The organism is Agrobacterium sp. 22-226-1 (genome assembly GCF_053522345.1).
In genome coordinates, this window is record NZ_JBNWCP010000008.1 from 152,386 (window position 1) to 178,786 (window position 26,401).

General features: G+C 61.7%; 27 protein-coding genes. 17 read left to right on the forward strand and 10 right to left on the reverse strand.

The annotated features are described in order from the left end of the window. Positions 1-7: 7 nt before the first annotated feature. The 3 genes from ACQZ5K_RS15605 to ACQZ5K_RS15615 are packed head-to-tail and all read left to right on the forward strand — an operon-like array spanning position 8 to position 2,765. On the forward strand, positions 8-901 hold the full coding sequence (locus tag ACQZ5K_RS15605; RefSeq protein WP_448740770.1) for a heme/hemin ABC transporter substrate-binding protein: 894 nt from the start codon (positions 8-10) through the stop codon (positions 899-901). Further along, positions 898-1,986: a FecCD family ABC transporter permease gene (locus tag ACQZ5K_RS15610; RefSeq protein ID WP_448740771.1), complete on the forward strand. Its 1,089-nt coding sequence runs from the start codon at positions 898-900 to the stop codon at positions 1,984-1,986. Before ACQZ5K_RS15605 ends, ACQZ5K_RS15610 begins: the two co-directional genes overlap by 4 nt. Further along, positions 1,983-2,765, forward strand: coding sequence for a heme ABC transporter ATP-binding protein (locus tag ACQZ5K_RS15615; RefSeq protein WP_448740772.1), 783 nt, complete (start codon positions 1,983-1,985; stop codon positions 2,763-2,765). Before ACQZ5K_RS15610 ends, ACQZ5K_RS15615 begins: the two co-directional genes overlap by 4 nt. Positions 2,766-2,780: 15 nt before the next feature. Here ACQZ5K_RS15615 and ACQZ5K_RS15620 read toward each other — a convergent pair whose 3' ends face one another. After that, positions 2,781-3,137 (reverse strand): YbaN family protein, encoded by a 357-nt coding sequence (locus ACQZ5K_RS15620; RefSeq protein ID WP_448740773.1) that lies wholly within the window; start codon positions 3,135-3,137, stop codon positions 2,781-2,783. 270 nt (positions 3,138-3,407) lie between these two features. On the opposite strand from ACQZ5K_RS15620, the gene ACQZ5K_RS15625 reads away from it, so the two are divergent. The 5 genes from ACQZ5K_RS15625 (at position 3,408) to ACQZ5K_RS15645 (ending at position 7,664) form a co-directional block, all read left to right on the forward strand. Further along, positions 3,408-3,803, forward strand: coding sequence for a VOC family protein (locus ACQZ5K_RS15625; RefSeq protein WP_448740774.1), 396 nt, complete (start codon positions 3,408-3,410; stop codon positions 3,801-3,803). A gap of 23 nt (positions 3,804-3,826) precedes the next feature. After that, positions 3,827-4,540: a uracil-DNA glycosylase gene (ung, locus tag ACQZ5K_RS15630; RefSeq protein ID WP_448740775.1), complete on the forward strand. Its 714-nt coding sequence runs from the start codon at positions 3,827-3,829 to the stop codon at positions 4,538-4,540. A gap of 71 nt (positions 4,541-4,611) precedes the next feature. Further along, positions 4,612-5,688 carry a DUF2218 domain-containing protein gene (locus ACQZ5K_RS15635; RefSeq protein ID WP_448740776.1) on the forward strand — a complete coding sequence of 359 codons (1,077 nt, stop codon included), beginning with the start codon at positions 4,612-4,614 and terminating at the stop codon, positions 5,686-5,688. Positions 5,689-5,851: 163 nt separating this feature from the next. Further along, positions 5,852-6,796, forward strand: coding sequence for a VOC family protein (locus tag ACQZ5K_RS15640; RefSeq protein ID WP_448740777.1), 945 nt, complete (start codon positions 5,852-5,854; stop codon positions 6,794-6,796). A 253-nt stretch (positions 6,797-7,049) separates the two neighbouring features. Next, complete coding sequence (locus ACQZ5K_RS15645) at positions 7,050-7,664, forward strand: alpha/beta hydrolase (protein WP_448740778.1); 615 nt, start codon at positions 7,050-7,052, stop codon at positions 7,662-7,664. Positions 7,665-7,718: 54 nt separating this feature from the next. Here the strand turns inward: ACQZ5K_RS15645 and ACQZ5K_RS15650 are convergent, their stop codons facing one another. Then, positions 7,719-8,303 carry a transglycosylase SLT domain-containing protein gene (locus ACQZ5K_RS15650; protein ID WP_003522586.1) on the reverse strand — a complete coding sequence of 195 codons (585 nt, stop codon included), beginning with the start codon at positions 8,301-8,303 and terminating at the stop codon, positions 7,719-7,721. A gap of 664 nt (positions 8,304-8,967) precedes the next feature. Here ACQZ5K_RS15650 and ACQZ5K_RS15655 point away from each other — a divergent pair. Continuing rightward, a complete protein-coding gene (locus ACQZ5K_RS15655) occupies positions 8,968-9,501 on the forward strand; it encodes a transglutaminase-like cysteine peptidase (RefSeq protein WP_448740779.1) in 534 nt (177 codons plus the stop codon). Positions 9,502-9,553: 52 nt separating this feature from the next. Here the strand turns inward: ACQZ5K_RS15655 and ACQZ5K_RS15660 are convergent, their stop codons facing one another. Continuing rightward, positions 9,554-10,441 carry a DMT family transporter gene (locus ACQZ5K_RS15660; protein WP_448740780.1) on the reverse strand — a complete coding sequence of 296 codons (888 nt, stop codon included), beginning with the start codon at positions 10,439-10,441 and terminating at the stop codon, positions 9,554-9,556. A gap of 241 nt (positions 10,442-10,682) precedes the next feature. On the opposite strand from ACQZ5K_RS15660, the gene ACQZ5K_RS15665 reads away from it, so the two are divergent. Next, positions 10,683-11,981 carry an adenylosuccinate synthase gene (locus ACQZ5K_RS15665; RefSeq protein WP_046801505.1) on the forward strand — a complete coding sequence of 433 codons (1,299 nt, stop codon included), beginning with the start codon at positions 10,683-10,685 and terminating at the stop codon, positions 11,979-11,981. Positions 11,982-12,051: 70 nt separating this feature from the next. After that, positions 12,052-14,346 carry a hypothetical protein gene (locus tag ACQZ5K_RS15670; protein WP_448740781.1) on the forward strand — a complete coding sequence of 765 codons (2,295 nt, stop codon included), beginning with the start codon at positions 12,052-12,054 and terminating at the stop codon, positions 14,344-14,346. Positions 14,347-14,769: 423 nt separating this feature from the next. Here ACQZ5K_RS15670 and rpoH read toward each other — a convergent pair whose 3' ends face one another. The 3 genes from rpoH to ACQZ5K_RS15685 all read right to left on the reverse strand — a co-directional run bounded on the left by rpoH (position 14,770) and on the right by ACQZ5K_RS15685 (position 17,960). Beyond that, positions 14,770-15,672 (reverse strand): RNA polymerase sigma factor RpoH, encoded by a 903-nt coding sequence (gene rpoH / locus ACQZ5K_RS15675; protein ID WP_003522581.1) that lies wholly within the window; start codon positions 15,670-15,672, stop codon positions 14,770-14,772. A 166-nt stretch (positions 15,673-15,838) separates the two neighbouring features. Then, on the reverse strand, positions 15,839-16,663 hold the full coding sequence (locus ACQZ5K_RS15680) for a class I SAM-dependent methyltransferase (RefSeq protein WP_448740782.1): 825 nt from the start codon (positions 16,661-16,663) through the stop codon (positions 15,839-15,841). A 274-nt stretch (positions 16,664-16,937) separates the two neighbouring features. Beyond that, the gene (locus ACQZ5K_RS15685) at positions 16,938-17,960 is read right to left on the reverse strand and encodes an RluA family pseudouridine synthase (protein WP_035259711.1); all 1,023 of its coding nucleotides are present in this window, start codon (positions 17,958-17,960) and stop codon (positions 16,938-16,940) included. A 38-nt stretch (positions 17,961-17,998) separates the two neighbouring features. Between ACQZ5K_RS15685 and ACQZ5K_RS15690 the strand changes: the two genes are divergently transcribed. Beyond that, positions 17,999-18,391: a hypothetical protein gene (locus ACQZ5K_RS15690; protein WP_448735298.1), complete on the forward strand. Its 393-nt coding sequence runs from the start codon at positions 17,999-18,001 to the stop codon at positions 18,389-18,391. Further along, positions 18,381-19,235, forward strand: a complete 855-nt coding sequence (locus tag ACQZ5K_RS15695; protein ID WP_448740783.1) for a TrmH family RNA methyltransferase — start codon at positions 18,381-18,383, stop codon at positions 19,233-19,235. The genes ACQZ5K_RS15690 and ACQZ5K_RS15695 overlap by 11 nt, the downstream gene beginning before the upstream one ends. A 201-nt stretch (positions 19,236-19,436) precedes the next feature. On the opposite strand, the gene ACQZ5K_RS15700 is transcribed toward ACQZ5K_RS15695, so the two are convergent. Both ACQZ5K_RS15700 and ACQZ5K_RS15705 read right to left on the reverse strand, forming a co-directional pair. Beyond that, entirely contained in the window at positions 19,437-20,660 is a 1,224-nt protein-coding gene (locus ACQZ5K_RS15700) for a hypothetical protein (RefSeq protein WP_448740784.1), read from the reverse strand. Between the two features lie 143 nt (positions 20,661-20,803). Next, positions 20,804-21,400 carry a DUF1134 domain-containing protein gene (locus ACQZ5K_RS15705; RefSeq protein ID WP_003522931.1) on the reverse strand — a complete coding sequence of 199 codons (597 nt, stop codon included), beginning with the start codon at positions 21,398-21,400 and terminating at the stop codon, positions 20,804-20,806. 251 nt (positions 21,401-21,651) lie between these two features. Between ACQZ5K_RS15705 and chpT the strand changes: the two genes are divergently transcribed. From chpT to ACQZ5K_RS15720, 3 genes are all read left to right on the forward strand, one after another. Continuing rightward, complete coding sequence (gene chpT, locus ACQZ5K_RS15710) at positions 21,652-22,299, forward strand: histidine phosphotransferase ChpT (RefSeq protein ID WP_003522930.1); 648 nt, start codon at positions 21,652-21,654, stop codon at positions 22,297-22,299. An 85-nt stretch (positions 22,300-22,384) separates the two neighbouring features. Continuing rightward, positions 22,385-22,912, forward strand: a complete 528-nt coding sequence (locus tag ACQZ5K_RS15715) for a GNAT family N-acetyltransferase (protein WP_080850972.1) — start codon at positions 22,385-22,387, stop codon at positions 22,910-22,912. A 150-nt stretch (positions 22,913-23,062) separates the two neighbouring features. Continuing rightward, a complete protein-coding gene (locus ACQZ5K_RS15720; protein WP_448740785.1) occupies positions 23,063-24,109 on the forward strand; it encodes an alpha/beta hydrolase family protein in 1,047 nt (348 codons plus the stop codon). A 51-nt stretch (positions 24,110-24,160) separates the two neighbouring features. Here the strand turns inward: ACQZ5K_RS15720 and ACQZ5K_RS15725 are convergent, their stop codons facing one another. Beyond that, positions 24,161-24,676: a GNAT family N-acetyltransferase gene (locus ACQZ5K_RS15725; protein ID WP_448740786.1), complete on the reverse strand. Its 516-nt coding sequence runs from the start codon at positions 24,674-24,676 to the stop codon at positions 24,161-24,163. 138 nt (positions 24,677-24,814) lie between these two features. Then, positions 24,815-25,519: a response regulator transcription factor CtrA gene (ctrA, locus tag ACQZ5K_RS15730; protein ID WP_003522926.1), complete on the reverse strand. Its 705-nt coding sequence runs from the start codon at positions 25,517-25,519 to the stop codon at positions 24,815-24,817. 480 nt (positions 25,520-25,999) lie between these two features. Between ctrA and ACQZ5K_RS15735 the strand changes: the two genes are divergently transcribed. Continuing rightward, the gene (locus tag ACQZ5K_RS15735) at positions 26,000-26,350 is read left to right on the forward strand and encodes a flagellar export protein FliJ (protein WP_003491821.1); all 351 of its coding nucleotides are present in this window, start codon (positions 26,000-26,002) and stop codon (positions 26,348-26,350) included. Positions 26,351-26,401 lie beyond the last annotated feature (51 nt).

The window sequence follows — 26,401 nt, forward strand, 5'->3', positions numbered from 1 at the left end:
TAGCGCCATGTTGAATTCCCGCCTTCGTTCCTTCGTTTTCGCCGCCCTCGTGCCCGCCGCAATCGCCTTTGCCGCACCTGCCGCCATGGCTTCGGACAAGGGCAATCCGGAAGCGAAACGCATCGTCGCGGTGGGCGGCACGGTCACCGAAATCCTTTATGCGCTGGGCGCAGGAGACCGCGTCGTTGCGCGTGACAGCACCAGCAGCTATCCGGCCGATGCATTTGCCAAGCCGGATATCGGTTACATGCGGGCGCTTTCGTCGGAAGGCATCCTGTCGCAGAAGCCCGATCTCATCCTCTCCGAAGACGGGTCCGGCCCGGCCGATGTCATCGCCATCCTGAAAGCAAGCGCCGTGCCTTTCGTCACCGTCGATACGCCGCCGAGCGGCGACGCCATCCCCAAAAAGATCGAGGATATCGGCGCGGCGGTGGGTCTTTCCGACAAGGCGAAGGCGCTGGCTGCCGAGACCAAGGCCGGGCTCGATGCGCTCGCCAAGGATGTTTCGGCCGTCCCGGAAAAGGGCAGAAAGCGGGTTCTCTTCGTGCTTTCCACCGCCGGCGGCCGCATCATGGCTGCGGGCAAGGATACCGAAGCGGCTGCGATCATCGAAATGGCGGGCGGCATCAATGCGGCTCAGGAGATCAATGGTTACAAGCCGCTGACGGATGAGGCGGTCATTGCCGCGGCACCCGATCTGGTGCTGACCATGGCGCGCGGCGATCATGCCGCCAAGGCGGAAGAGATCTTCGCGCTGCCGGCCTTCCAGTCCACGCCTGCCGCCGCCAGTAAGGCGCTCATCAGCATGGATGGGCTTTATCTCATCGGTTTCGGCCCGCGCACGCCCGCTGCGGGCCGCGAGCTGGCAGCCAAGCTCTATCCTGAGGTGGTGAAGCCGTGAGCCTTGCCGCCTTGAGTTCCGCTGAAGGCAGGGTTGCGGGCGACAGATCCCGCCAGGGGGTCGTCACCCTCGCCGTGCTCGTCGGCATCCTGCTGTTTGCCTGTGGTGTGTCGCTGGTCAGCGGACCCACGGGCGTCGGCATGTCCGAACTCTGGGCTTATTTCACCGGCGGCGCGGATCATCTCGATGCGCGCGACAGGGTCATTCTCGAGGCGGTGCGCCTGCCGCGCACGGCGCTCGGCATGTTGATCGGCGCGGGGCTTGCCGTTTCGGGGGCGATGATGCAGGGCCTGTTCCGCAATCCGCTGGCCGATCCCGGCATTGTCGGCGTCACCTCGGGTGCGGCCCTCTTCGCGGTCGCGGCCATTTCTCTCGGGGAAGGCGCGCTTGCCACCGTCGCCGTGTTTTTCGGCCCGCATTTTCTGCCGCTGATGGCATTTTTCGGCGGGTTGCTGAACACTTGGGTGCTTTACCTGATCGCGACGAAGGATGGCGCCACCTCCACCACCACGCTCATTCTGGCCGGCATTGCGGTGGCGGCGATCAGCGGTGCTTTGACGGGGCTGATGATTTTCATGGCCGATGACCGGGCGCTGCGCGACATTACCTTCTGGTCGCTCGGTTCGCTCGGCGGGGCCACGCCCGCCAAGGTGCTCGCCACCTTGCCCTTCATCGTCATCGTGCTTGCCATCATTCCCTTCGTTGCGCGCGGGCTGGATGCGCTCATTCTCGGCGATGCCGCCGCCTTTCACATGGGCATTCCGGTGCAGCGGCTGAAGCGGATCGTCATTCTGGCTGTTGCCGCCGCCTGCGGGGCGAGCGTGGCGGCGGCCGGTTCCATCGGTTTTGTCGGCATCGTCGTGCCGCATCTTCTGCGGCTCGCCATCGGCCCGTCGCACCGCTTCCTGTTGCCGGCCTCCGCACTTGGCGGGGCAGCACTTCTGCTTCTGGCCGATAGTTTCGCCCGCACCGTCGCGTCACCGGCGGAACTGCCCATCGGCGTCGTCACGGCGCTCATCGGCGCGCCGGTCTTCCTGTTCCTGCTATTGGGACGCGGCGGCTTTTCCATGCGGAACATGTCATGATCCGGGCCAAAAACCTCACCCTCATCCGCGCCGGTCGCCGGCTTCTCGATGCGGTCAGCGTCGATCTGAAGCCCGGCAAGGTCAATGTCATCATCGGTCCCAACGGCGCGGGCAAATCCACGCTGATGAAGGTTCTCTCGGGCGAGATGCGCGCCGAGGGCGGTTCGGTGACCTATAACGACATCGACCTGCCGGCCTTCACACCGGTCCAGCTCGCCCGTCTCAGGGCCGTGCTGCCGCAGAGCACCCAGCTTGCTTTCCCCTTCACCGCGCTCGAAATCGTGCGGATGGGGGCTGTCGCACAGGGGTCCCGCGCGCCGGAAGAGCAGGCCCGCCGCGCGCTCGCCAGGGCCGGGCTGCGCGGTTTCGAGCAGCGGTCCTACAACATGCTCTCCGGCGGCGAACAGCAGCGGGTGCAGTTTGCCCGGGCGCTGGCGCAGGTGCCGAACCCGATGGAAAATGGCGCGGCGCGGGCGCTCTTCCTTGATGAGCCCACCGCAAGCCTCGATATCGGCCACCAGATCGCGGTGCTGGAAACGGCGCGCGACTTTGCAAGCGGCGGCGGGCTGGTGCTCGCCATCCTGCACGATCTCAACCTTGCGGCGGAATTTGCCGATCAACTTATCGTCATGCATGGCGGCCGGGTGACGGCGAGCGGCCCCTCGCTGGAAACGATCAGCGACGAGACGATTGCAAGGGTCTATGGCATTGGCGGTGTCGTCGGCCGGCTGCCGGCGCGGCATATTCCTTACGTGTTGCCGCAGTCGCGCCACCGTTAAGGACTGTCCTTCGCCTCAGCTTTCCGGACGGGTGGCGATGAAGAGCGCCGAGCCGAGCATGACGGCGGCGACGATGGCGGCCCGCAGCAGCGGCGGCTCGCTCAGGAACCAGAAAGCGGCGTAACTGACGGACATGGCAGAAAGTGCTGCGACCTTGGCATTGCGCGCGATTGCGCCGCGTTGGCGCCATCGCCGCAGCGAAGGGCCGAATCTGGGATGGGCCAGCAGCCATGCCTCGAGTTTTGGCGAGGAGCGGGAAAAACACCAGAGCGCCAGAAGCAGGAACGGTGTGGTGGGCAAAACGGGAAGAAACGCGCCGACAATGCCGGTCGCGACCATAAGCCAGCCAAGACAGAGATAAAGAAGGCGCATGTATAAGCCGGTATCATGAGTTCTCTACTCATGATAGAGCGGCGGCATGAAATCTGTGAGCCCTGTTGCCGCAGGTCGTTGTCGCAGAGCCTTACCGCAGGGGGCGAAGCAGAGTTTTTCTCCATCACATTTATCGTGATCGGCGTTTGGCCCGTCGGTCTAAAAGCGCCTTTAGGGTTGAAAGCGAAGCACGCAGTCTTTATCCCCTTGGGCCGCGATGCCCGGAGCATAACCGGGCCGTCAAAGGTTAAGAAGAAGAAGGAAAACACCATGGCCAAGCTGATCCACTCGATGGTCCGGGTGCTGGACGAAAAGCGTTCGGTGGAATTTTACAAACAGGCTTTCGGGCTTGAGGTTGCGGAACGCGCCGAGTTCGAAAACTTCACGCTGATCTATCTCAGCGATGCCGAGGGCGATTTCGAGCTGGAACTGACCGTCAACCGGGGTCGCGAAGTGCCCTATGCGCTGGGCGACGGTTATGGTCACCTCGCGGTCAGCGTGGCCGATGTGGATGACGAGCATCAGCGCTTCACCGAGATCGGCCTTTCTCCCGGAAAAATCATCGAAGCCGATTATAAGGGCCAGCCTTTCGCGAAATACTTTTTCATCTGCGATCCGGACGGTTACAAGATCGAAGTGCTGCAACGCGGTAACCGGTTCAAATAAGCGCGATTATGGGAGAGGCGGGCATGGCAGAGGCAGGCGTCAAACTCGAGGATAGCTGGAAACGCGTTCTTTCCGGTGAATTCGCCAGCCCCTACATGCTCAAGCTGAAAGAGTTCCTGCTTGCCGAAAAGACCGCCGGCAAGCGCATCTTCCCCAGGGGTGCGGAATATTTCCGGGCGCTGGATCTCACGCCTCTCGACGAGGTCAAGGTCGTCATTTTAGGCCAGGATCCCTATCACGGGCTCGGTCAGGCGCATGGGCTGTGCTTTTCCGTCCAGCCCGGCGTGCGCATTCCGCCCTCGCTCGTCAATATCTACAAGGAATTGCAGAGCGATCTCGGCATTCGCCCGGTGGGTCACGGCTTTCTGGAAAGCTGGGCGAAACAGGGCGTGCTATTGCTCAACAGCGTGCTGACGGTGGAAGAATCCCGCGCCGCCTCGCATCAGGGGCAGGGCTGGGAAAAATTCACCGACGCCGTCATCCGCGCCGTCAACGACGAATGCGACCATGTGGTGTTCCTGCTCTGGGGTTCCTACGCCCAGAAGAAGGCGGCCTTCGTGGATCAGCGCAAGCATCTCGTGCTGCGCTCGCCGCATCCGTCCCCACTTTCGGCCCATAACGGCTTTTTCGGCAACGGCCATTTTTCCAAGGCAAACGCCTTTCTCGTCTCCCATGGCCGCCAGCCGATCGACTGGCAATTGCCGGAAACGGTGGGAAGCGACAAAAACCTTCTCTAGACACTCATAAAATACCTTTACGCTTTGCGGTTGTCGGGATTAAAGATAACCGGACTAAGAAGTGAAGGATTATGCCCGTGTCTCTCCTGTCTGCCGAAACCTCCGTCTCGCTGCCCGATCCGCTGTCGATCGTCGATGCTTTCGAGGATCATTTTTCCGAGCATATGGAGATGGAGCGCGAAGGTGCGACAGTGCGGTTCAAGACGGAATACGGCCATGGCAGCTTCAGCGCCGAGGGCGGGCGTTTCGCCGCAAGGGTGAGCTGCATTTCCGAACATATATTGATGTCGGTGAAGGCGATGGTCGCCGAGCATATCGTCGAATTCTCCGGCGAGACGGGGCTGGATTTCCGCTGGAGCGGCCATGGCGCAGAGCAGCGTGAACTGCCCAATCTTTTCGTCGGCAAGGTCGCCCGCGCTTATAATCTGACGCCGCATATGCGCCGGCTGGTGGTTTCCATCGAAAGCGGCATCGAAAGGCTGCTCTCCGGCGGCATGCATGTGCGCCTGCTTCTGGTGCCGGATCAGGCCCGCGCCCCGGTCTGGCCTTATCTTGCGCCCACCGGCGCCATCGTCTGGCCGGCGGGCGACGATCTTCTCACACGGCGTGTCTACACCATCCGTTCCGGCGATATCGCGCGCGGTGAAGTCGATATCGACTTCGTCATGCATGAGGGCGACCACATGCCGGGCGCAACCTTCGGCGCGACGGCGAAGCCCGGCGATGTTCTCGGCATCATCGGCCCGAGCGGTGTTTGCCCGGAAGCCGAGCGTTATGTCTTTGCCGGTGACGAGACGGCGCTGCCGGTGATGCTGCGCATGGCCGCCGAAATGCCGGCCGGCAAAAAACTCAGCGTCTATGCCGAGATCGACGATGAAGCCGAGCGGCAGGAGATCGTCTGCGCGGCAAATGTCGAGTGGATATGGCTTTATCGCCGCGGCAAGCCCGCCGGCACATCCGGCCTCATTGAAAAGGCGCTGCGCGACCATGGCTGGAGCGCGGATCATGACGGGCTGCATGTCTTTGTCGCCTGCGAAAAATCCGAGGCGAGGGCGGCAAAATCCTTCCTCACCGACGAGATTGCTTTCCCGAAAGCATCGCTGCGCGCCGTCGGCTACTGGACCCTGGGCGTCGCCGACGATCATTGAGCTGCCTTATCGGGCTCGTTGAACAGTCGGTTTTATCGTTCATCATTCGGGAACAATCCGTTCCCGTTGTCCACTCTATGCCTGAGAGCGCTGTTACCCCATCTTTACGCCATGAACAGGGCAGGCCCCAACCGTGAGGCCCGCCAGGCAAAAGGGGTTTATCATGCTCAACCAGATCAAGGGCCTGCACCACGTCACGTCCATGGCGGCGAGCGCGCGCCAGAACAACAGTTTTTTCACCGATACGCTCGGCCTGCGCCGGGTGAAGAAGACGGTCAATTTCGATGCGCCTGACGTCTATCATCTCTATTATGGCGATGAAGTCGGCACGCCCGGCTCCGTCATGACCTATTTTCCGTTCCCTCATATCGCCCGCGGCCGTCCCGGCACCGGCGAAGTGGGCACGACGCTGTTTTCCGTTCCGGAAGGGTCGCTCGGCTACTGGCAGGACCGCCTTTCCAAGGCCGGCGTGGATGGCCTGAAGGCCGATGAAGCCTTCGGCAACAAGCGCCTGCATTTCGCAGGTCCCGATGGCGACGGTTTTGCGCTGGTCGAGGTCAGGGATGACAACCGTGCGCAATGGGTCGGCAACGGCGTCGGCGCGGATCAGGCAATCCATGGTTTTCAGGGTGCGTCGCTGCGACTTCGCGATGAAGGTGCGACCGCCGAGCTTTTGAAATTCATGGGCTATCAGGAAGTGGATCGTCAGGATGGCGTTCTGCGCCTCGGCATTCCCGGCGGCAACGGTGCCGACTTTATCGACATCGAAACCATGCCGAATATTTCTGGCGCGCGGCTGGGTGCGGGGTCTGTGCACCACATCGCCTTTGCGGTCGAAAACCGCGAAAAGCAGCTGGAGGTGCGCAAGGCGCTGATGGATACCGGCTATCAGGTGACACCGGTGATCGACCGCGATTATTTCTGGGCGATCTATTTCCGCACGCCGGGCGGGGTGCTGTTCGAAGTGGCTACCAACGAACCCGGTTTCGACCGCGACGAGGACACCGCCCATCTCGGCGAGGCGCTGAAGCTGCCGACCCAGCACGCGCATCTGCGCTCCGTGCTTGAAGAGCATCTGGAGCCGCTGGGGGACGAGAAGGGGGTTTGATCGCTCGACAGCGTTTAGCGGGACGTTGCGACCTGCTTCTTCTCCCCGCCGGGGAGAAGGTGGCCCGAAGGGTCGGATGAGGGGGTAACGTTGCCGGATTTCGGAGAGCTTGCCCCCTCATCCCGCTGCCGCGGACTTCTCCCCGGCGGGGAGAAGACACAAGCCGCGTCCGTTCGCTTCATATGATTGCTCCGCCTGGCTGAGAAGCCGCGCGGAAGCCGTTGAACCTCTTCCTTTCAGAAAGGATCCTCCCATGACCAGGGACAGCTATTTCCACAAATCCCGCGCCGGCGCTGCCGGTGCACCGCTTTTCGTTTTGCTGCACGGCACCGGCGGCGATGAAAACCAGTTCTTCGATTTCGGCTCGCGCCTGCTGCCTGAGGCGACCATTCTCTCGCCCGTCGGCGATGTCTCCGAACATGGCGCGGCGCGGTTTTTCCGACGCACGGGCGAGGGCGTCTACGACATGGCCGACCTTCAACGGGCGACCGTCAAGATGGCGGATTTCATCAGGGCGAACCGGGAGCATTATCAGGCCGGTCCGGTCATCGGCCTCGGTTTTTCCAACGGCGCGAATATTCTTGCCAATGTGTTGCTCGAAGAGCCCGGGCTTTTCGACGCTGCGGTGCTGATGCATCCGCTCATCCCGTTCGAACCGAAGATTTCTCCCGCCAAGGCTTCGCGCCGGGTGCTGATCACGGCCGGCGAGCGCGATCCGATCTGCCCGGTGCCGCTGACGAAGGCGCTGGAAGAGAGCCTCAAGGCGCAGGGTGGTACGGTGGAAACCGTGTGGCATCCGGGCGGGCATGAAATCCGCTCCGGCGAGATCGATGCGGTCAGGGGTTTTCTGGCGGCTTATGACGCTTAGTGGGATGTCTGCGCCATGCCGGCTGTCAAGCCGGCATTCGCCTGTGCCGCCGCCTCAGCGATATCCGCATTGCTGCAACTGCGCCTCGTAACGCAGCGCCATGTTGGCGGAGCGGCGGGCGGCCTTCTGGACCGCGGAATTGTTGCGCCAGCTGCCCTTCGCATAACCGGCATGGCCGGAATAATAGGCGAGGTAGAGATTATAGGGGTCGTTCAGCGAAATGCCGTTTTCACGCCGGCTCTTGGCGTGATACCAGCCGACGAAGTGGATGGCATCGGTGAAATCGGTGCGGCTTGCCGACCAGCGGCCGGTTTCACGCTGGTAAACGCTCCATGTGCCGTCCAGCGCCTGTGCATAACCATACGCGCTCGACTGGCGTGTCCAGGGAATGAAACCGAGAAGCTTGGTGCGCGGCGGCCGCGCATAGGGGCGGAAGGCGGATTCGGTATAGATCGTCGCCATCATGACAGGCACGGGCACGCCGAATTCGCGTTCGGCCGCTTTCGCATCGCGCCGCCAGTTGTTGAAGATGCCGTTCCGCTGCTCGAAAATCGCACAGGCATTGGTCACCTGCGACGGTGCGGTGGCGCAGCCGGCCAGAACGAGCATCAGAAAAACAACGGCAAATACGCCACGCATAACGGAACCCTTTCGTTCCGCTATTCTTAAATTGCTAACCATTAACGTCGGGTTTTAAGACAAGGTTAATTCAAATGCCGCCGATCGGGCGGCCGTTAACCCGCTGAAAATTCCTGTGGCCGGGATGGGGCGAGGCCGCCTCCCGGGCGCCTTTTTTCAAGAAGCGTTCATCCCCGCGCGTCCACGGTCCCACCGGCCCGGCTATACTTGGCCCATCCCGGTCATCAGGCGTGCGCGCGGCGCAAGGTGGGCGGGGCAGGCGGCCGAAACCGGGGAGTTTCCCGATGTCACGGTTGAGGCGGCCGGCATATGCCCATCCTCCAAACAGGAACCGGTTTGGCGGGCGGGTCATATGTTTCAAGCCGGGGCCGCATCGTCTGCAAACCCTGCAATACCCTTTGATACTCCCGCAGCGATGCGGCCCCTATATCGCTTCCCAACGTTGCCGCGGAATTCGCGGTGACGGTGTCGGCGCATATTCGAAAAAAAAGCGTCCGCTGTACAAAAATGAAAACCGATAAAATTGTAGCAATCGGCTTAAAGCGGCTGAAAACAGTGCTGTGCCATTGTGGGATCACAGACGGGGAGCGGCCTTTTAAAGAGACGCTCCACACAACAGAAATCGAGACCGGCACAAGCCGGCGGATCGCAAACGGGGTATGAAATGCTGAAGAAGATTATTGCTGCCGCCATCTGCGGAATTGCCGTTGCTTCCATGTCCAATCATGCCGACGCGGCTGGCGCTGCCGGTTTTGCCCGCGGTTTTGCCGCCGTCGAGAAATCCGCGGTGACGCAGATCGGTGTTTCGGCGCCGGGCGGTTTCGATGGCTGCGTTCTTTCCGCCGGCCAATGCGTCTCCACCATCGCCGCGCCGCTGACGGTCGAGCGCCGTGAGGAACTGCTGCGCGTCAACCGCGATGTGAACGCCACCATGGGCGCGCTCGATGATTATTTCTCCGGTTTTGCAACCGATGTTCCGGCAACGCCGTCGTTGAGCCTTGGCGATTGCGGTGACTGCGCCGCCATCAAGCGCACGGCCCTTGCCGGCGTCGGCTGGTCTTCCAGCGCACTGCGCCTTGCCTTTTCGCTGAACAATGACGGATCGCTCGAAAAAGTGCTGATCGTCACCACCGACAAGGGCGATATCGTCCTTGGCAACGCCGTCTTTTCTCCGGCCGAGCGCGAAACCGCGCTTTAAGCCCATCTTTTCATGCCTGCCAGACTACGCCGGTTTTCCTGACCCCATTGGTTCAGGAAGCCGGCGATTTTTTTCGTTCTGCGACGGCAATGCCGGCCAGCGCCATGACGAGTGCCATGATCTGGTAGGTGTGCAGGGTTTCGCTGAGGACGACAACGGACAGCAATGTGCCGAAAACGGGTACGAGGTTGATGAAGAGGCCGGCGCGGTTGGCGCCGATCTGCTCCACGCCCTTGATGTACAGGATCTGCGCGATGAGTGACGCAAAAATGGCGGCATAGACCACCAGAACCCAGCCCTTTTGATCCGGCCAGATGACGCTGTCGCGCGACATTTCCCAGAAGACCAGCGGCACCGAGGTGATGAGGGCGAAGAAGGCGGGGATGGCCATCAGCGTGCGCCAGTCCACCGCCGGTTTCCAGCGCAGGATGACGGTGTAGATGGCATAGACCAGCACGGCGAGCAGCATGATCGCGTCGCCGACATTCATTTCCAGTTGCAGCAGCGAGACCGGATCGCCATGCGAGGCGAGAAGCGCCACGCCGGCGATGGTGAGGCAGAAGCCGGCGATCTGGCCGAACAGCACGCGGGTGCGGAACAGGATGAAGTTCAAGACGAAGATGACCATGGGAATGCCGGCCTGGATGACGGCGGCGTTGATGGCCGAGGTGTGTTGCAGGGCCGTGTAGAGAAACACGTTGAAGGCGGTATAACCGACGCTGCCGAGCACGAGGAAATAGGGCAGGCGTTTTTTCACCACCGGCCAGTCCTTGATGAGCTGCGGCACGGAAATGGCGAAGATGATGGCGACGGCGAAGACCCAGCGCAGGAAGGTGAAGGCCATGGGGCTGATGTGGCCGACGGCGAGCTTGCCGGCAACGGTGTTGCCGCCCCAGCAGAGCGTGGCGATGATGAGGGCGATATAGGCTTTGGAGGGCACGCTGATGTTTCGCTTCTTCACGGGGCGGGAAAACGGCTAAGGGGTGAATGGCGGTCTTGCGCCCGCGCCTGGCCCCCACGGGGCGAGATAATGCGGGAAATCCGCGCCTTGTCACGGAAAAAGCAAAATTCTCCATAAGAAACAGGGTCGCTTTCCGTAAAACAACACAGTATACATTCGCGGGTTTGGGTTTCCCATCGGGTTATCGGGCGCGCAAGCGCCATGAGCAGGAAAGCAAGAAATGACGAATGTTGTGGTGGTCGGCTCGCAGTGGGGCGACGAAGGCAAAGGCAAGATTGTCGACTGGCTGTCCGAGCGGGCAGATGTCGTCGTGCGGTATCAGGGCGGCCATAATGCCGGCCATACGCTTGTCATCGATGGCATCAGCTACAAGCTTTCGCTTCTGCCGTCCGGCGTCGTGCGTCCCGGCAAGCTCGCCGTCATCGGCAATGGCGTCGTGGTCGATCCGCATGCGCTGATCGCCGAAATCGGCCGTCTGGAAGCGCAGGGCGTGAAGGTTACCCCGGAAAACCTGCGTATCGCCGACAATGCCACTCTCATTCTTTCGCTGCACCGCGAGCTGGATGGCATGCGCGAAGACGCGGCCTCGAACAGCGGCACCAAGATCGGCACCACCCGCCGCGGCATCGGCCCGGCTTACGAAGACAAGGTTGGCCGCCGCGCCATCCGCGTCATGGATCTGGCCGACATGGAGGCGCTTTCCGCCAAGGTCGACCGTATCCTGACGCATCACAATGCGCTTCGCCGCGGTTTCGGTGCAACCGAAGTCTCGCACGAGACGATCATGGAAGAGCTGGGTTCGATTGCCGAGCGCATCCTGCCGTTCAGCGAAACCGTCTGGCTGCTGCTCGACAAGAAGCGCCGCGCCGGCGCGCGCATCCTGTTCGAAGGCGCTCAGGGCTCGCTGCTCGATATCGACCACGGCACATACCCCTATGTGACCTCTTCCAACACGGTTGCCGGCCAGGCCGCCGCCGGTTCGGGCATGGGTCCGGGTTCGCTGGGTTATATTCTCGGCATCACCAAGGCTTACACCACCCGCGTCGGCGAAGGTCCGTTCCCGACCGAGCTTAACGACGAGATCGGTCAGTTCCTCGGCGAAAAGGGCCATGAATTCGGCACCGTCACCGGCCGCAAGCGCCGCTGCGGCTGGTTCGACGCGGCACTGGTGCGCCAGTCGGTCGCCACCAATGGTATTACCGGCATCGCGCTCACCAAGCTTGACGTGCTTGACGGTCTCGACGAGCTGAAAATCTGCGTCGGTTACAAGCTTGACGGGCAGGAAATCGACCATCTTCCGGCCAGCCAGGGCGCGCAGGCGCGGGTCGAGCCGATCTACATCACACTGGAAGGCTGGAAGGAATCTACCGTCGGTGCCCGAAAATGGGCGGATTTGCCTGCTCAGGCAATCAAATATGTCCGTCAGGTCGAGGAATTGATCGGGGCGCCTGTCGCACTTCTGTCGACAAGTCCGGAGCGTGACGACACCATACTTGTGACTGATCCGTTTGAGGATTAATGTCCTCGGCGATCTAGATTCATAAACCATATCGGGCCGGTACGTCGCCGGTCACGACGAGAAAGTGCTTATGGCGGATTTTGTAGCAGTCATTCGCAAGGCCGTGGATGGCTTGGCGAACAATACTCCCGAAAACCGGGCGAAGGTTTACGACAAGGCGCGCAGTGCGGTTGTGCGCCAACTCGAGAATATGAAGCCACGTCCGCCGGAAGAATTGTTGCGCCGGCAGATCGCCAAGCTGGACGCCGCCATAGCCGAGGTGGACAGCGAATATGCCGAGGCGCTTCCGGCGCTGGAGGATGATGACGCTGTCTCTCCCGCCGCGGAAGAGACGGCGGCATCCTACTACCAGCAGGATGCTGCCGACGAAGACGAGGCCCGCGCTGCCGAGCCGGCAGAGGATGCCGACCGGGAAGAGGCGCGGCACGAGCCGGCCTACGAAGAGCCGGCATCCGCTGAGCCCGCGCAATCGGAGCCGGCTTACGAAGAAGCGGCCGAAGAGGAAGAGCCCCGGCACGCTGACACCGCTGCCGATGAGGAGCAGCATCACGGCGACCGCGCGCCGGAAGAGCTTTATGATGCGCCGGAAACGGTTCATGCCGCTCCCGCCCCGGCACACGCCTCCGACGAAGCCGTCGGCACTTATTTCACACGGACGGATGAAGAGCCGGCTCACCAGCCGGAGCCTGAAACGGCGCTCGGCGCTGCCGATGATTCCGTTCCCTCCCATTGGGCGCAGCCGGTGGATGAGGATGACTGGCGCAAGCTCGATGAAGCGCAGGACGACGATGTGCGTCCGGCCGCCGAGGAATATGAAGAGGTTCGCAACGAGACCGACGAACGTCCGCTCGTTGCCGGTTATGCCGCGCAGCATTACCAGGAGCCGGAAGTAAGTTTCGAGCCCGCCCCTTACGAAAAGGATGAGCGGCGCGAGGCGGACGACCATTTCGGCCCCGCCGCCGTGGAGCATGCTCCGGCGTTTGGCGGCCGGCACGATTTTGACGACCATCGCCAGCCGGAAGAGCAGGCTCCGAAAAAGGCGGCCGTGGTCGAGGATTTCTCGTCCTATTTCCAGGATGCGGATATTGCCATTCCCGCCAAGGACGCGCCGGCGCTGCCGCGCGCGGATAACGATCTCTTCGGCGATCAGGCAGCGGCAAAGGACAACAAGGAACGCACGCCCTGGGACGATCTGGACGAGCTGATCGGTTATGACGGCGCATCGTCCTCCACCCGTCAGGCTTCGGGCGAAACGAATGGCGTGGGCGCTGCCGCCGCAACGCCCGCCTATATGGTCAAGAAGAAGCCGCGCCGCAATTATGCGTCGCTGGTTCTGGCCCTTGTCGGCGTGGCGCTGCTTGCCGGCGGCGGTTATGCCGTGTGGATGAACCGCGATGCGCTGAACGATATGGTCGGCGGGCTGGTCAGCTCCGCACAGAACGGCGGCACCAGTCAGACGGCTTCGAACGGCACGGGTGAGGCGCAGACCTCGACACCGCCGGCGACCCAGCAGCCGCCCGCCACCGGGCAGCAGCCGACAACCCCGACCAACCATCAGACCCCGACCCATGGCGATGACGGCTCCGTCAGCGGCACCAAGTTCACCCAGCGGCTTCTGGCCGACGGAACCGAGCGTGACGAGGGACCTGCCGCCGGTGCGAACGGCCAGCCGGTCACCGCCGAAGGCCAGTCGGTCTATGAGCAGAATGTCGCGCCGCCGCCTGCGGGCGAGGCTCCGGCCAACAATGCCGGTGCGCCCGCTGGAACGCCTGCCGGCACGCCGCCGGCGCAGCAGCCTGCCGCCGCTGCCGGCGACCGCATGTTCCTTTATGAGGAAGTGCTGGGCCAGACGGTGCCGACCGCCATTCAGGGCAGTGTTTCCTGGTCGCTGCAGCAGGAAAATGACGGTGAGGGCAAGCCTTCTCCGACCGTGCAGGGCCAGATCACCGTTCCCGGCCGTGGCCTCAGCGCGCTGATCACCTTCAAGCGCAATACCGACCCGTCGCTGCCGGCCAGCCATCTTATCGAGATCGTCTTCTCGGTTTCGCCCGGCTTCGAAGGCGGCGCTATCGACAGCGTCCAGCGCATCGCGATGAAGAGCACCGAGCAGGATCGCGGCAACGCGCTGATCGCGGTTCCGGCCAAAATCACCGACGATTTCCACATGATCGCGCTCAACGACTTCCCGGATGCGATGAAGACCAATCTGGAGCTTCTGAAGAGCCGCAACTGGATCGACATTCCGGTTTCCTACCGCAACGGCCGGCGTGCGCTGCTGACCCTGCAAAAGGGCAATGACGGCATCGCCGCCTTCGACAAGGCGCTCAGCGAATGGGCGGCGGCAACGCCGGCGACCGGGCAGTGATGATTTAAGGGCGGCTCAGGCCGCCCTTTTCGTTATATGGCTGCGGCGGTGTTTTTGCGTTGGCGGGTGATGGGTGGGTTAGTTGGTGCTGGTGGGTGTGGCTTACCCCCCTCTGCCCTGCCGGGCATCTCCCCCACAGGTGGGGAGATCGATATGCCGCGAGGTCGCGGCCAACTCAACGGTCAAGGATGAAGCGGCGGTAGAGCGTCTTGCCGATCTCCCCACCTGTGGGGGAGATGCCCGGCAGGGCAGAGGGGAGTAAGCGGCATACTCCGAAATGCGGATATTTTCCCTACCGCTTCTCCTCCAGCACAATCGTGGGTGACAGAGCATTTCCCCGTCCGCCTTTTACAAATAAAAAATCCCCGGCCGGAGGCCGAGGATGATTCACGGTCAGCGCATTGGTGTCGGGAGCACGTCCACTCACGCATCCACCACGCGCAGCGCACGGGCGGCTTCAAGGGCTTCCTTCTGCACCGCTTCCTGCACCTTCTCGAAGGCGCGAACCTCGATCTGGCGCACGCGTTCGCGGCTGATGTCGAACTCGGAGGAGAGCTCCTCCAGCGTCACCGGATCTTCCGCCAGACGACGAGCCTCGAAGATGCGGCGTTCGCGGTCGTTCAGCACGCCCATGGCTTTCGCCAGCATGCGGCGGCGGGTTTCCAGCTCGTCCTGTTCGATCAGCACGTCTTCCTGGCTGTCATGGTCATCCACCAGCCAGTCCTGCCATTGGCCGGACTCGCCTTCGGACGCCTTGATCGGCGCATTCAGCGACGCGTCGCCGTGCAGGCGGCGGTTCATCGAGATGACTTCTTCTTCCGACACCTGAAGCTTCGTCGCGATTTCCTTGACGTGCTCCGGCTTCAGATCGCCATCGTCGATTGCCTGGATGCGGCCCTTCAGACGTCGCAGGTTGAAGAACAGGCGCTTCTGGTTGGCGGTCGTGCCCATCTTCACCAAAGACCAGGAGCGCAGGATATATTCCTGGATCGAGGCCTTGATCCACCACATGGCATAGGTGGCCAGACGGAAACCGCGCTCCGGATCGAACTTCTTCACCGCCTGCATCAGGCCGACATTGCCTTCGGAGACGACTTCGCCGATGGGCAGGCCGTAACCGCGGTAACCCATGGCGATCTTGGCGACGAGACGCAGATGGCTGGTGACGAGTTTATGCGCGGCGTCGCGGTCGCCATGCTCGGCATAACGCTTGCCAAGCATGTATTCTTCCTGCGGCTCCAGCATCGGAAATTTACGGATTTCGTCGAGATATCTATTGAGACCGGCTTCGCCGGCTGTAATCGTAGGCAAACTATTGCGGGCCATAAAGCACCCCCTTATCTATGGTCTGGAACGGCACCCTCTTTGATCGGCGACTGACCCGCCGGAGGCACACCGTAAGCTGCGGGTCGTTACCGACCCCGCACGAACCCATGTGACAGATATGTACGCGCCCGCCGCGTTTCAAGCGAACGCTGCGTTCACACATACGTTATGTTCCAGTGACACCTTCTTTGACCTGTTTAACTTTCGAACGGTAGATTCGTTCCGAAAAACCGCCAAGGCCGGAGCGCACCATCAGCTCATACATCACCCGCCGGCGCATGGGATTGTGCAGGCGCATAACCTTCGAGCCAAGGAACTGCGTCTCGACATGGGCAAGCGCCTGCAGATCGGGATCGGCGGCAATCGCGTCCGCATAGGTCGCGTGAAATTCCCGGCGGCAGACATAGGTTTTGTATTTCGTCATGCCGAAGCAGACGAGGCTGTGGCCGTGGGTGCGCAGGAAATCGGCGACGCCCACCGTCACTTCCGGCCAGGCGGGATTGAAGGTGTCGTCGAAGACGATGACGCCATGCGGCGCGATCACCTCCATCGCCAGTTTCGCATCGGCCAGCACGTGGTGCAGGTTGTGGCCGCCATCGATGCTGAAGAAGCGCGCGGGGCCGATGCGGGAGGTGATGTCGGCGGGCGCCAGCTGCGTGCTGTCGCCCCTGATGATCAGGTCCTCATCCATGGCGAAACCCAGCCGACGGCCGTTTTCCATCAGGCGTTCATATTGGTCGAGGCTGCCATCTTCGGGCGGATCGAGATCGAAGAGATCGACGCCCAGCACCTTTTCCTGCCTCCCGGCGAATTTGCGCAGCAGGAAATAGGAGCGGCCGTAATAAACGCCGATTTCCGCCATGCCGCCATGGAGGCCGCTTTTTGTCTGGGCCTGCAACAGCGCCTTGAAGACGAGCGCATCGGGCGGGTCGATATAGCCTTCGACGCTGCGCAACTCCTGAAAGATAAACCGGCGGTCTTCGATATTCATGCGATAGATCCCGTCATCATGCCGGTTCCGTTCGGGGGCGGATCGAACGGATGGCGTCCCTGCGGTTTTATTTGGCTGGCTTGAAATCGGCACGATTTAACGGCGGCGATTTCAGGCTTTGCGGGGCCGAGGAGGTGTGACGATTGAAGCGAAATTGGGGCGGTCTATAAAAAGGACCGACTGCGGAATATCGCTATCCGCTAATCTTTTTTTATTATCCGGGGCTTCCGGCGAAATGCATGGCGCAGTTTTTTTGACCGCGCCATGCAGGTTTTCAGCCACGCAATGCGGCGGTCAGCGCTTCCATGTCATCCGGCAGGTCGGTTTCGAATTCCATCACCTCGCCGGTGCGCGGATGTTCGAAAGCGAGCAGATAGGCATGCAGGGCCTGGCGCGGAAAGCCGCGGACGGTGCTCTTTGCCGGTTCTTCGAGAAGGTTCGCCTTGGTGCGGAAGGCCGCGCCATACTCGGGATCGCCGATCAGCGGATGGCCGATATGGGCCATGTGAACGCGGATCTGGTGGGTGCGGCCGGTTTCCAGCCGGCATTCCACCATGGAGGCGAGGCAGGTGGCGTCCGGCCGTTCATGGTAACGCTCCATCACCTCGTAATGGGTGATCGCCTCGCGGGCATCGTCCGAATCCTCGTGCTTGACGGCGCGTTTGGTGCGGTCGGCGCTGCGGCCGAGTGCGGCGTCGATGGTGCCGCGCAGGGTGCGCGGGCGGCCCCAGACGACGGCCTTGTAGGCGCGCTCCAGCGGCCCGGTGCGGCCATGGTCGGCAAATTGCGCGGCGAGATGGCGGTGGGCATTGTCGTTCTTTGCCACGACCATGACGCCGGAGGTTTCCTTGTCCAGCCGGTGCACGATGCCCGGCCGCCTGACGCCGCCAATGCCGGAGAGGCTGTCGCCGCAATGGTGGATGAGGGCGTTCACCAGCGTGCCGGTCCAGTTGCCGGCGCCCGGATGCACGACGAGACCGGCGGGCTTGATGAGCACGATCAGGTCTTCATCCTCATATTCCACGTCGAGCGGAATGTCCTCGCCCTTGGGTTCCGGGTCTTCCGGCTCGGGCATGACGATTTCGATGCGGTCCTTGGGATGCACCTTCTTTTTCGGTTCCGTCACCGGCTGGCCGTTGATGGAGACCGCGCCCTGCTCGATCAGCGCTTTCAAGCGGCTGCGGGAGAAGTCGCCGCCCACTTCGCCCGCCAGCCATGAATCGAGGCGGCCTTCGGCGTTTTCCCCGGCAATCAGGACTTTCCTTGCGTCTCCGCCTTGTTTAAAGGGGTCGTTCATTCTTATTTTTCCGATCCATCAGCATTTCAGGGAACCCGATGACGCAGATCGAGCAAGACGAACAGGAAGACAAGCCGCTTGATCCGGCCATGGAAAAAGTTCGCCGCAAGATGATCCGTTTGCAGATCGTGTCGGGCTCCGTGATGTTTATCAGCCTTATGGCCGTCTTCGGTGCGGTTGTCTACAAGGCGATGGGGCCGTCGAAGGCGGTTCAGACGCAGAGCGAAGCGCCGAACCTCGCCGTTCCCACCGGCAACGGGCCGGTTGCCGTCACCGCCAGCCTGCCGCAGGGCTTCGTCATCGACAATGTCAGCTATTCCGGCGGCGACATGCTGTTTTACGGGCGGCTTGCCAACGGCACCCGCAAGGCGCTGGTCTTCAACGTCGCGGCCGGCCGGTTCCTCGCCGATGTGACGGTCGATGGCCAGTGAGGCCAATAAGCTGCTGGACGGGCGGCCGCTGATCCCGGTCGAGGACCCGGCCGATCCGCGCATCGCCGCCTTTCGCGATATTCGCGAGCGCGACCTGACCGGGCGCCAGGGCCGTTTCATTGCCGAAGGAACGGTGGTGCTGCGCATGCTGGCCGCCGCCCATAAAGCGGGCGGCGCCTTTGCGGCCGAGAGCATCCTCATCCTCAGAAACCGGCTTTCGGGCGTCGCGGATATCCTTGCCGATTTCCCGCCGAATGTGCCGGTTTATGTGGCGGAAGCGCCGGTGCTGGATGGCATCGTCGGGTTCCACCTGCATCGCGGCATTCTGGCGCTTGGGCGACGGGTTCAGGATCGCGGACTGCAGGAGATGACGGCGGCACTTCCTGCCTCGTCGCTGGTGCTTGTGGGTTGCGGCATTTCCAATCACGATAATCTGGGGGCGATGTTCCGCAATGCGGCGGCGTTTTATGCCGATGCGGTGCTGCTGGACGAGACCTCATGCGATCCGCTTTATCGCAAGGCGCTGCGCGTTTCCGTCGGCTCGGTGCTTTCGGTTCCCTGGCATCGCGGCGGCGGGGCGGTGGAGATGCTGGAGCGGCTTTCCGAGGCCGGGTTTGCGATCTGGAGCCTTTCGCCGGGTGGCGAGACCGAGATCCGCGATATTCCCCGGTCCGAGCGCATGGCGCTGGTGATCGGTACAGAAGGCGAGGGGCTGCCGCAATCGGTGCTGTCGCGGTTTCATACCGCACGGATTGCGCAATCGCCGCAGCTGGATAGCTTGAATGCGGGCACGGCTTCGGGGCTGGCGCTTTATCAGATGGCGGGGGTTATGGGGCGGGTTTAGGGGTTTCCGCAGCATATGCGGTTTCACCCCCCTCTGTCCTGCCGGACATCTCCCCCACAAGGGGGGAGATCGACAAGCGGCCAGGTTTCGGCCATCTCGACGTTTGAGAATGAAGTGATGTTAGTGCTTCTTGCCGATCTCCCCCCTTGTGGGGGAGATGCCCGGCAGGGCAGAGGGGGGTAAACCACACCCACCGAGGACCTAGTGTTCCCGCTTCTCCATCACCACCTTCGCCCGCTTCGCAAGGCTCTCCCGCCCCGATGAGCCGGAGGCCTTGGCGAGCAGCGCCGGAATGGGCGATTTCTCGCCCTCCTGCGCGGCCGTGAGCGCGATCATCTCGGCGGCGATCCTTGCGATTTCGCGGCGGATGGGTTCGTCATTGCCGGTGCCGCGCACGTTCAGCAGGCGTTCGGTGAGCGCGGTGCCCTGATTGCGGATATCCTCGATTTCCTGCTCCAGACCTTGCGACACCGCTGGCTCCGTCACGACCGGGGGGGCTGGTTCCTCCGCGGCCATCGCCGGTGCTGCCTCTTCGGCGGGTGCGGTTTCAAGCGCGGCGGCTGGGGCAGGGGCCGCCGGTTGCGATGGGCCAACCGTTTTCTCGACCGGCACGGCCGGGTTCGGCAGGCGGATGATCATGTCGTTGGCGCGGCCGCCGGTTGCGGCAAGCTGTTCCTTGAGGCGGGCGACTTCCTGATTGCGCAGCGTCAGCATCGTGTCGAGATCGGCATTTTTCGCCATGACGGTCGCGACCTGTTCCTCAAGCCGGGTGACCTTGCGGCTTTCGCGGGCAACGGCCGTCATCGCTTCCTTGTTGCGGGCCGCCACATCCTGCAATTCGCGGGTCGCGGTCTCGCCTTCCTTGCGGAAACGCGTGGCGCTCTGCTTGGCCTGCTCGGCTTCCAGATCGCGGGTGGCGGCAAGGATTTTCGAATCATCCAGCTCGCGCGTCAGATTGGTGAGGCGTGCGGTGAGATCGGACATCTGGCCGGCGCGCTCGTTGGCGGCCTGCTCCTGTTGTGCGAGGTTCGCCTGTACGGCGCCGGCGTGTTCTTCGGCGGCATCGAGGGCCGCGCGCAATTCGCCGATTTCCAGCGTCAGCTCCTCGATTTTCAGGGAGAAGCTGCGGTTCTGCTCGCCCAGCCGATAGGCATCGCTGGAGGCGGCCTCGTTGGCGAGACGCAGCGAGGTGTTCTTTTCCCGTTCCGTATCCAGTTCCTGGCGGACCTTGGCGTTTTCGGCGGCGTAGAGCGCACGCGCCATGTCCTTCTGGGCGCGCACTTCCTGCGGGCTGATGGGCATTGTCGCGCGTATGCGGTTTTCCGTATAGGCGACGATGCGGCGGTGGATCGCGGGTGCGATCAGCAGGGCCAGCAGGGTTGCGGTGAGAAAACCCAATCCGAAGAGAATGGCATATTCGATCACGCGGGACAGTCTCCGAAACTCAGATACGCGCGCATTCGGAAAGAGGGGCGCGAAAGCACGTTACGCTATTATTGCAACCGTGGGGAGGGGTGTCGCACCGTCAAAACCGGCCCGTTATTTCCTCCCGCCCCGGCTTTAGCGAGTCAGAAGGGGTTCCAGGTCGGCTGCTGGGTGAGCTTCAGGTAACCGACATTGATGCCGAGGCGCGCGCCGATGCCGGTGCGGATGGGGGCAAGCGTCACGTCGCTGCTCTTCAGATAGGTCATGCCGACGCCGGCGACGATGAAGGCGGAGCCGCTCACACCGCCGTAACGGCGGTAAAGCGCATCGACGGAGGGCAGGTTGTAGACCAGCATCATGGCGCGGGTGCCCTGGCCGCCATAATCGAGGCCGAGGGAGGGGCCCTGCCAGAAGACGGGGTGCTGGCCGGCATTCTTGGTGTAAAGCGTGCCTTCGCCATAGGTGAGGCCCGCGACGAAGGCGCCGGAGCCTTCCTGGCCCAGAATGTAACCGTTTGGAAGACCGTATTGCTGGAAGGCGCGCTCCACCACCTTGGCAAGGCCGCCGGTGGTTTCACCGAAGAATCCGTGGCCTGCATCCACGACTTCCTGGAAAGAATATTGATCGCTGTTCTGGGCCGCGGCCGGTGCGACCCATATCAGGAGGCTCGCAAGGAGCGCGACAATCTTTCCCAGTCCGAGGCGTGCAATGGTGCGGGTTTTCGTAAGGCGCATCGTCATGTCCGTCCGTCTGTTTCGTTAGCGCATCGGTTCGAAAATCCGAATCGGTTTTCGAAAGGGCCGATGCCCAGAGTCAAAGTTCTACAGCATGTTTCGCGCATCCTTGCGGATACACGGGGCTCCAGTGTGGCCTGTTAAGGCATTTGGCATTTTGAAACCATCCTATTAACAATCGGTTTACCAAATATGGTGTCATTATGGCTTAACAATTTCCACACCGTCCGCGCCTCCCTTGCGCAGGAGAGAATTTTATGACCAGCAAACTCAATATCACGCTGTCCGGTCCCGATCTGGCGGCTCTTCTGTGCAGCCGTGTGTGCCATGATGTGATTTCTCCTGTCGGCGCCATCAATAACGGCCTCGAACTCCTGGACGAGGGCGGCACGGATGACGATGCGCTCGATCTCATCCGCACGTCAGCCCTTAACGCATCCGTGCGGCTGAAGTTCGCCCGCCTTGCCTTCGGCGCTTCCGGCTCCGCCGGCGCGTCCATCGACACCGGCGAGGCCGAAAAAGCCGCCCAGGATTTCGCCGCCGCCGAAAAGAAGGCGGAGGTGAGCTGGAACGGCCCGCGCGCCATCGTTGCGAAGAATCGTGTCAAACTTCTGCTCAATCTCTTTCTCGTGGCTTATGGCGCCATTCCGCGCGGCGGCAATGTGGATGTGCTGCTGGAAAGCCCCGACGGCGACGCCAGGTTCGAAATCACCGTCAAGGGCCGGATGATGCGCGTGCCGGCCAAGTTCGTGGAAATTTACGAGGGCAGGCTGGAAGAGGCGGTCGACGCCCATTCCGTTCAGCCCTATTACACGCTGCTTCTGGCCGAGGAGGCCAATATGGCGGTGGAATACAAGGTGCATGACGACCGCATCGTCTTTACCGCCAAGACGGTTGCCGAGTGACCGTTCAATCGCCGATCTGAATTTGTGAAAGGCCGGGACCGCGTCTGCCGACGCGCCGGCCTTTTTTCGTTTGGGGAGCATGTTCATGACACGTCTGACAACCGCTCGCCTTGTCCTGCGGCCGCATGCCATCGCGGATGAAGCGCTTTATCGCGCCTTCTGGGGCGCGGATGTTCCGCAGATCGAAGGGGTCGTATCGATTGCGCCGCTGGACCCGGAACTCGCCTTCGCCCGGCTTTTGCGTTTTCTGGGCCATTGGTCCGCGTTCGGCTTCGGCCCCTTTGTGGTGGAAGAGCTTGCCACGGGGCGCATCGTGGGCGAGGTGGGCTTTGCCCATATGCGCCGTGGCAACGGTGAGGATTTCGACGGCGTGCCTGAGGCGATGTGGAAAATCGACGGGGCGCTGGCGGGCAAGGGTGTCGCGACCGAGGCGGTGGAGGCGGCACTGCGATGGTTCGATGGTCGCGGGATTTCCCAGCGGACCGTCTGCATGATCAATCCGCTCAACAGCCCGTCGCTGGCGATCGCCGCCCGATTCGGCTTCCGGCCATTTCGCGATACGGCGTTCCGCGACAGCCCCGTTCGGCTTTTCGAGCGGATCGTGGATATCTAGAGCATTTCCAGTAAGAGTGTGACGCGGGTTTCTCCAGCGCCCGGTGTTGCTGTTCCGAATCGCGTTTCAGGACGACCTGAAACCTGTTTGAGGTCTCGGCGGGCGGCGGATTGAACCAGGAGTTGGTCCATATCAACTCCGGAGCATCCCATGCGCTATCTTCTTCTGGCGGTCATCGTCATTTTCTCCACTGTCCAGTCCGCAATGGCGGAAAGCGGCATCGGCTTTAAACAGATCGAATTGCCGGATGAGGCCGGTTCGAGACCGCTAGCCGTTTCATTGTGGTACCCGGCCGCGCCGTCGGGCAAAAGCGAGATCGTCGGCGAAAATGCCGCCTTTTACGGCCTTGAGGTTCAACCGGGCGCTTCCCTTCTTGACGGTTCCCGTCCTCTCATATTGCTGTCGCACGGTTTCGGCGGAAGCTGGCGCAATCTGAACTGGATTGCCGGTGAGCTTGTGCGGGAAGGTTATGTCGTGGCCGCCCCGGATCATGGCGGCGAATCGTTCACCGAAGAAAATGCGACCGAGATCGTTCCATTGTGGGAACGGCCGCGCGACATCAGCAGAACGCTGACCGCATTGCTGGGCGATGACCGATTCGCCGGCGGGATCGACGCGACGCGCATCGCCGTAATCGGCCATTCCCTCGGCGGCTGGACCGCAATGGAGCTGGTTGGCGCGCGATACAGCGCCGATCTTGCCCTGAAGGACTGCAAAGGAGAAAAACGTCCGCCGCAATGCAAGGCTCCGCGGCTGCTCGCCAAAGTCGGGGTTGTCGGTGACGGTAGGGCCGATCCGCGTCTTTCGATGGATTTGAAGGATACCCGCATCCGCGCGGCCATCGCGCTGGATCTCGGGCCGGCCGCCGGTTTCCTGCCGGAGACGCTGCAAGCCGTCGGCGTGCCGGTTCTGGTTCTGGCCGCGGGTGTGGAAACACCGGAGATCGCTGCCATCAAGGCCGATTCCGACTATATCGCCCGGCATTTGCCAAAGGCGACGACCGTTTATCGGGAAATACCGGATGCCAGCCATTTCAGCTTCATGCAGATTTGCAGGCCGAACGGCGAAAAGATCGTGGAGGAGCTTTCACCGGGCGAAGGTTTCGTCTGCCGGGATGGCGGCGGCAGGGACCGCGCGGCCATCCATGCGCAGATCGCGCAGGCGATCCTCGGCTTTCTGAAAGCGGAAATGCGCTAGGGCGGGTTTTCCGGACGCCTCGTGGCCGGATGATCCCGAGGCGTCCCTTTTTTAAACGGCGCTTACCGGATGGTGCCGATAAACGAGGTCTTCGGGATCGGAACGGGGTGCCGCCAGGTCGAGCCTGCCGCCGATTCGTTCGGCGACGGCCGCGGATTTGCGGTTCTGCGGCGAGACATAGCTGACAAGCGTGGGCAGGTTCAGGGTCTTGAAGGCCCAGTCGCGCAGTGCCGAGGCGGCTTCCGCCGCATAGCCGCGCCCTTCATGGCCGTCGTAAAGCAGCCAGCCCAGTTCCTTTTCCGGAAACAGCGGACCGTGATTGATGCCGACCTGGCCGACACATTGTCCCGTTTCGCCAAGCTCGATCATTAGCGCGCCATGGCCGAAAAAGTACCAGTTAGCCTGATCGTGGCAGAACACGCCCCAGGTCGAGGGCAGGTCGTAAGGCCCGCCGACGCCGATGGAGCGCAATGACGTCATGAAATCCCGATAGGCGGGAAAATCCGTGATCGCCAGCGGGCGCAGCGTCAGGCGTTCGGTCCTGAGGGTGGGGATGGGGTGGTTCATCTGCCATCGTCCTTTTGCGGTGCGTAGCTCGCCCTTGTCACGCATGCCAATGACGCTGCCGCATCCGACCTTCAAATCGCAACAAAAAACCCGCCGTTTCCAGCGGGTCTTTTAAAAACTGTCCTGTTCCGGAAGGGATCAGGCGGTTTCGAGGAATTCCGTCGCGCCATCCGGCTCGCGCAGAACATAGCCGCGGCCCCAGACGGTTTCGATGTAGTTTGCGCCGCCGGCGGCGTTTGCGAGCTTCTTGCGCAGCTTGCAGATGAAGACGTCGATGATCTTCAGTTCCGGCTCGTCCATGCCGCCATAGAGGTGGTTCAGGAACATTTCCTTGGTCAGCGTCGTGCCCTTGCGCAGCGAAAGCAGCTCGAGCATCTGATATTCCTTGCCGGTCAGGTGAACGCGCTGGCCGCCCACTTCAACCGTCTTGGCATCGAGATTGACGATCAGCTCGCCGGTGGCGATGACCGACTGTGCATGGCCCTTGGAACGGCGGACGATGGCGTGAATGCGGGCAACAAGCTCGTCCTTGTGGAACGGCTTCGTCATGTAATCGTCTGCGCCGAAGCCCAGGCCGCGAACCTTGTCCTCGATGCCGGCCATGCCGGACAGGATGAGGATCGGCGTCTTGACCTTGGAGAGGCGAAGCGTTCTCAGAACCTCGTAACCCGACATGTCGGGCAGGTTGAGGTCGAGAAGAATAATGTCGTAATCATAGAGCTTGCCGAGGTCCACGCCTTCCTCACCGAGGTCGGTTGTGTAGACGTTAAAGCTCTCCGACTTGAGCATCAGTTCAATGCTCTGCGCTGTCGCGCTGTCGTCTTCAATAAGTAGAACCCGCATAATTATCCCCTTTGCCGCCCGCGAACCGGTAAATCATTGCCTCGCGCGATGCGGATCCAGACGTTGCCTGATTTGCAGGCTGCCACCAAATGGTTAACAAATTCTAATTGCCTTTGGCAAGGTGTATCGAATTTATTAAGCAAAGTAGGCATTTCGCTGTTTTTGCACGTGAATCCACCATCGCCAAAATTGAAGCTTAACGTGAGGAAATCCCGTTAAGTGATTCAATCGACTCTTACATCGTCGGGTCCATTTTTTTGGACCTGGCATTTACCGACCCTTAAATGATCGTCGTTATCATTAACGATGCCCGTAAACGAAAGGTTAACGACGGCGGTTTTTTATTAACGTCGGGTAACTTTTGGGAATCATTCCGGGACAGGGGTAAACCCTTACGGAAAAACGGGCGGGTTAAACGGGCCGATCAGGGTGGCATAGTGCCTTTTTGATCCGGGTCTCGCTATCCATGGAGTATTGCGTATGAAGTCGCGTGACAGCCTGGTTCGCCTGAAGGAATTTCAGGTCAATGAAAAACGCCGGCAGCTTAACCAGCTGCAGCAGATGATGTCCGAGTTCGAGCGGATGGCAAAGGAACTGGTGCATCAGATATCTCTGGAAGAAAGCAAGTCGGGCATTACCGATCCGACGCATTTCGCCTATCCGACCTTCGCCAAGGCCGCGCGCCAGCGGGCGGATAATCTTCAGGTCTCGATCCGTGAGCTGAAGGCCCAGCAGGAAGCCGCCGAAGCTTCGCTGGAAGAGGTGCAGGCCGAATATGAAAAGGCCGCTGCCCTCGAAAACCGCGACGGAGCCATCCGCGCCCGCGCCTGACCTATAGGCGCAGGAATTGACGAAGATCGTCCTCATTGACGGCTGCCGGTG

Coding starts and splice junctions, on each gene's coding strand:
- ACQZ5K_RS15690 (WP_448735298.1), top strand. CDS start 17,999: ATGACGCAGATCGAGCAAGACGAACAGGAAGACAAGCCGCTTGATCCG.
- ACQZ5K_RS15645 (WP_448740778.1), top strand. CDS start 7,050: ATGACCAGGGACAGCTATTTCCACAAATCCCGCGCCGGCGCTGCCGGT.
- ACQZ5K_RS15620 (WP_448740773.1), bottom strand. CDS start 3,137: ATGCGCCTTCTTTATCTCTGTCTTGGCTGGCTTATGGTCGCGACCGGC.
- rpoH (WP_003522581.1), bottom strand. CDS start 15,672: ATGGCCCGCAATAGTTTGCCTACGATTACAGCCGGCGAAGCCGGTCTC.
- ACQZ5K_RS15605 (WP_448740770.1), top strand. CDS start 8: ATGTTGAATTCCCGCCTTCGTTCCTTCGTTTTCGCCGCCCTCGTGCCC.
- ACQZ5K_RS15665 (WP_046801505.1), top strand. CDS start 10,683: ATGACGAATGTTGTGGTGGTCGGCTCGCAGTGGGGCGACGAAGGCAAA.
- ACQZ5K_RS15725 (WP_448740786.1), bottom strand. CDS start 24,676: ATGAACCACCCCATCCCCACCCTCAGGACCGAACGCCTGACGCTGCGC.
- chpT (WP_003522930.1), top strand. CDS start 21,652: ATGACCAGCAAACTCAATATCACGCTGTCCGGTCCCGATCTGGCGGCT.
- ACQZ5K_RS15715 (WP_080850972.1), top strand. CDS start 22,385: ATGACACGTCTGACAACCGCTCGCCTTGTCCTGCGGCCGCATGCCATC.
- ACQZ5K_RS15655 (WP_448740779.1), top strand. CDS start 8,968: ATGCTGAAGAAGATTATTGCTGCCGCCATCTGCGGAATTGCCGTTGCT.
- ACQZ5K_RS15670 (WP_448740781.1), top strand. CDS start 12,052: ATGGCGGATTTTGTAGCAGTCATTCGCAAGGCCGTGGATGGCTTGGCG.
- ACQZ5K_RS15735 (WP_003491821.1), top strand. CDS start 26,000: ATGAAGTCGCGTGACAGCCTGGTTCGCCTGAAGGAATTTCAGGTCAAT.
- ACQZ5K_RS15650 (WP_003522586.1), bottom strand. CDS start 8,303: ATGCGTGGCGTATTTGCCGTTGTTTTTCTGATGCTCGTTCTGGCCGGC.
- ctrA (WP_003522926.1), bottom strand. CDS start 25,519: ATGCGGGTTCTACTTATTGAAGACGACAGCGCGACAGCGCAGAGCATT.
- ACQZ5K_RS15720 (WP_448740785.1), top strand. CDS start 23,063: ATGCGCTATCTTCTTCTGGCGGTCATCGTCATTTTCTCCACTGTCCAG.
- ACQZ5K_RS15705 (WP_003522931.1), bottom strand. CDS start 21,400: ATGACGATGCGCCTTACGAAAACCCGCACCATTGCACGCCTCGGACTG.
- ACQZ5K_RS15625 (WP_448740774.1), top strand. CDS start 3,408: ATGGCCAAGCTGATCCACTCGATGGTCCGGGTGCTGGACGAAAAGCGT.
- ACQZ5K_RS15615 (WP_448740772.1), top strand. CDS start 1,983: ATGATCCGGGCCAAAAACCTCACCCTCATCCGCGCCGGTCGCCGGCTT.
- ACQZ5K_RS15685 (WP_035259711.1), bottom strand. CDS start 17,960: ATGAACGACCCCTTTAAACAAGGCGGAGACGCAAGGAAAGTCCTGATT.
- ACQZ5K_RS15680 (WP_448740782.1), bottom strand. CDS start 16,663: ATGAATATCGAAGACCGCCGGTTTATCTTTCAGGAGTTGCGCAGCGTC.
- ACQZ5K_RS15640 (WP_448740777.1), top strand. CDS start 5,852: ATGCTCAACCAGATCAAGGGCCTGCACCACGTCACGTCCATGGCGGCG.
- ACQZ5K_RS15635 (WP_448740776.1), top strand. CDS start 4,612: ATGCCCGTGTCTCTCCTGTCTGCCGAAACCTCCGTCTCGCTGCCCGAT.
- ung (WP_448740775.1), top strand. CDS start 3,827: ATGGCAGAGGCAGGCGTCAAACTCGAGGATAGCTGGAAACGCGTTCTT.
- ACQZ5K_RS15695 (WP_448740783.1), top strand. CDS start 18,381: ATGGCCAGTGAGGCCAATAAGCTGCTGGACGGGCGGCCGCTGATCCCG.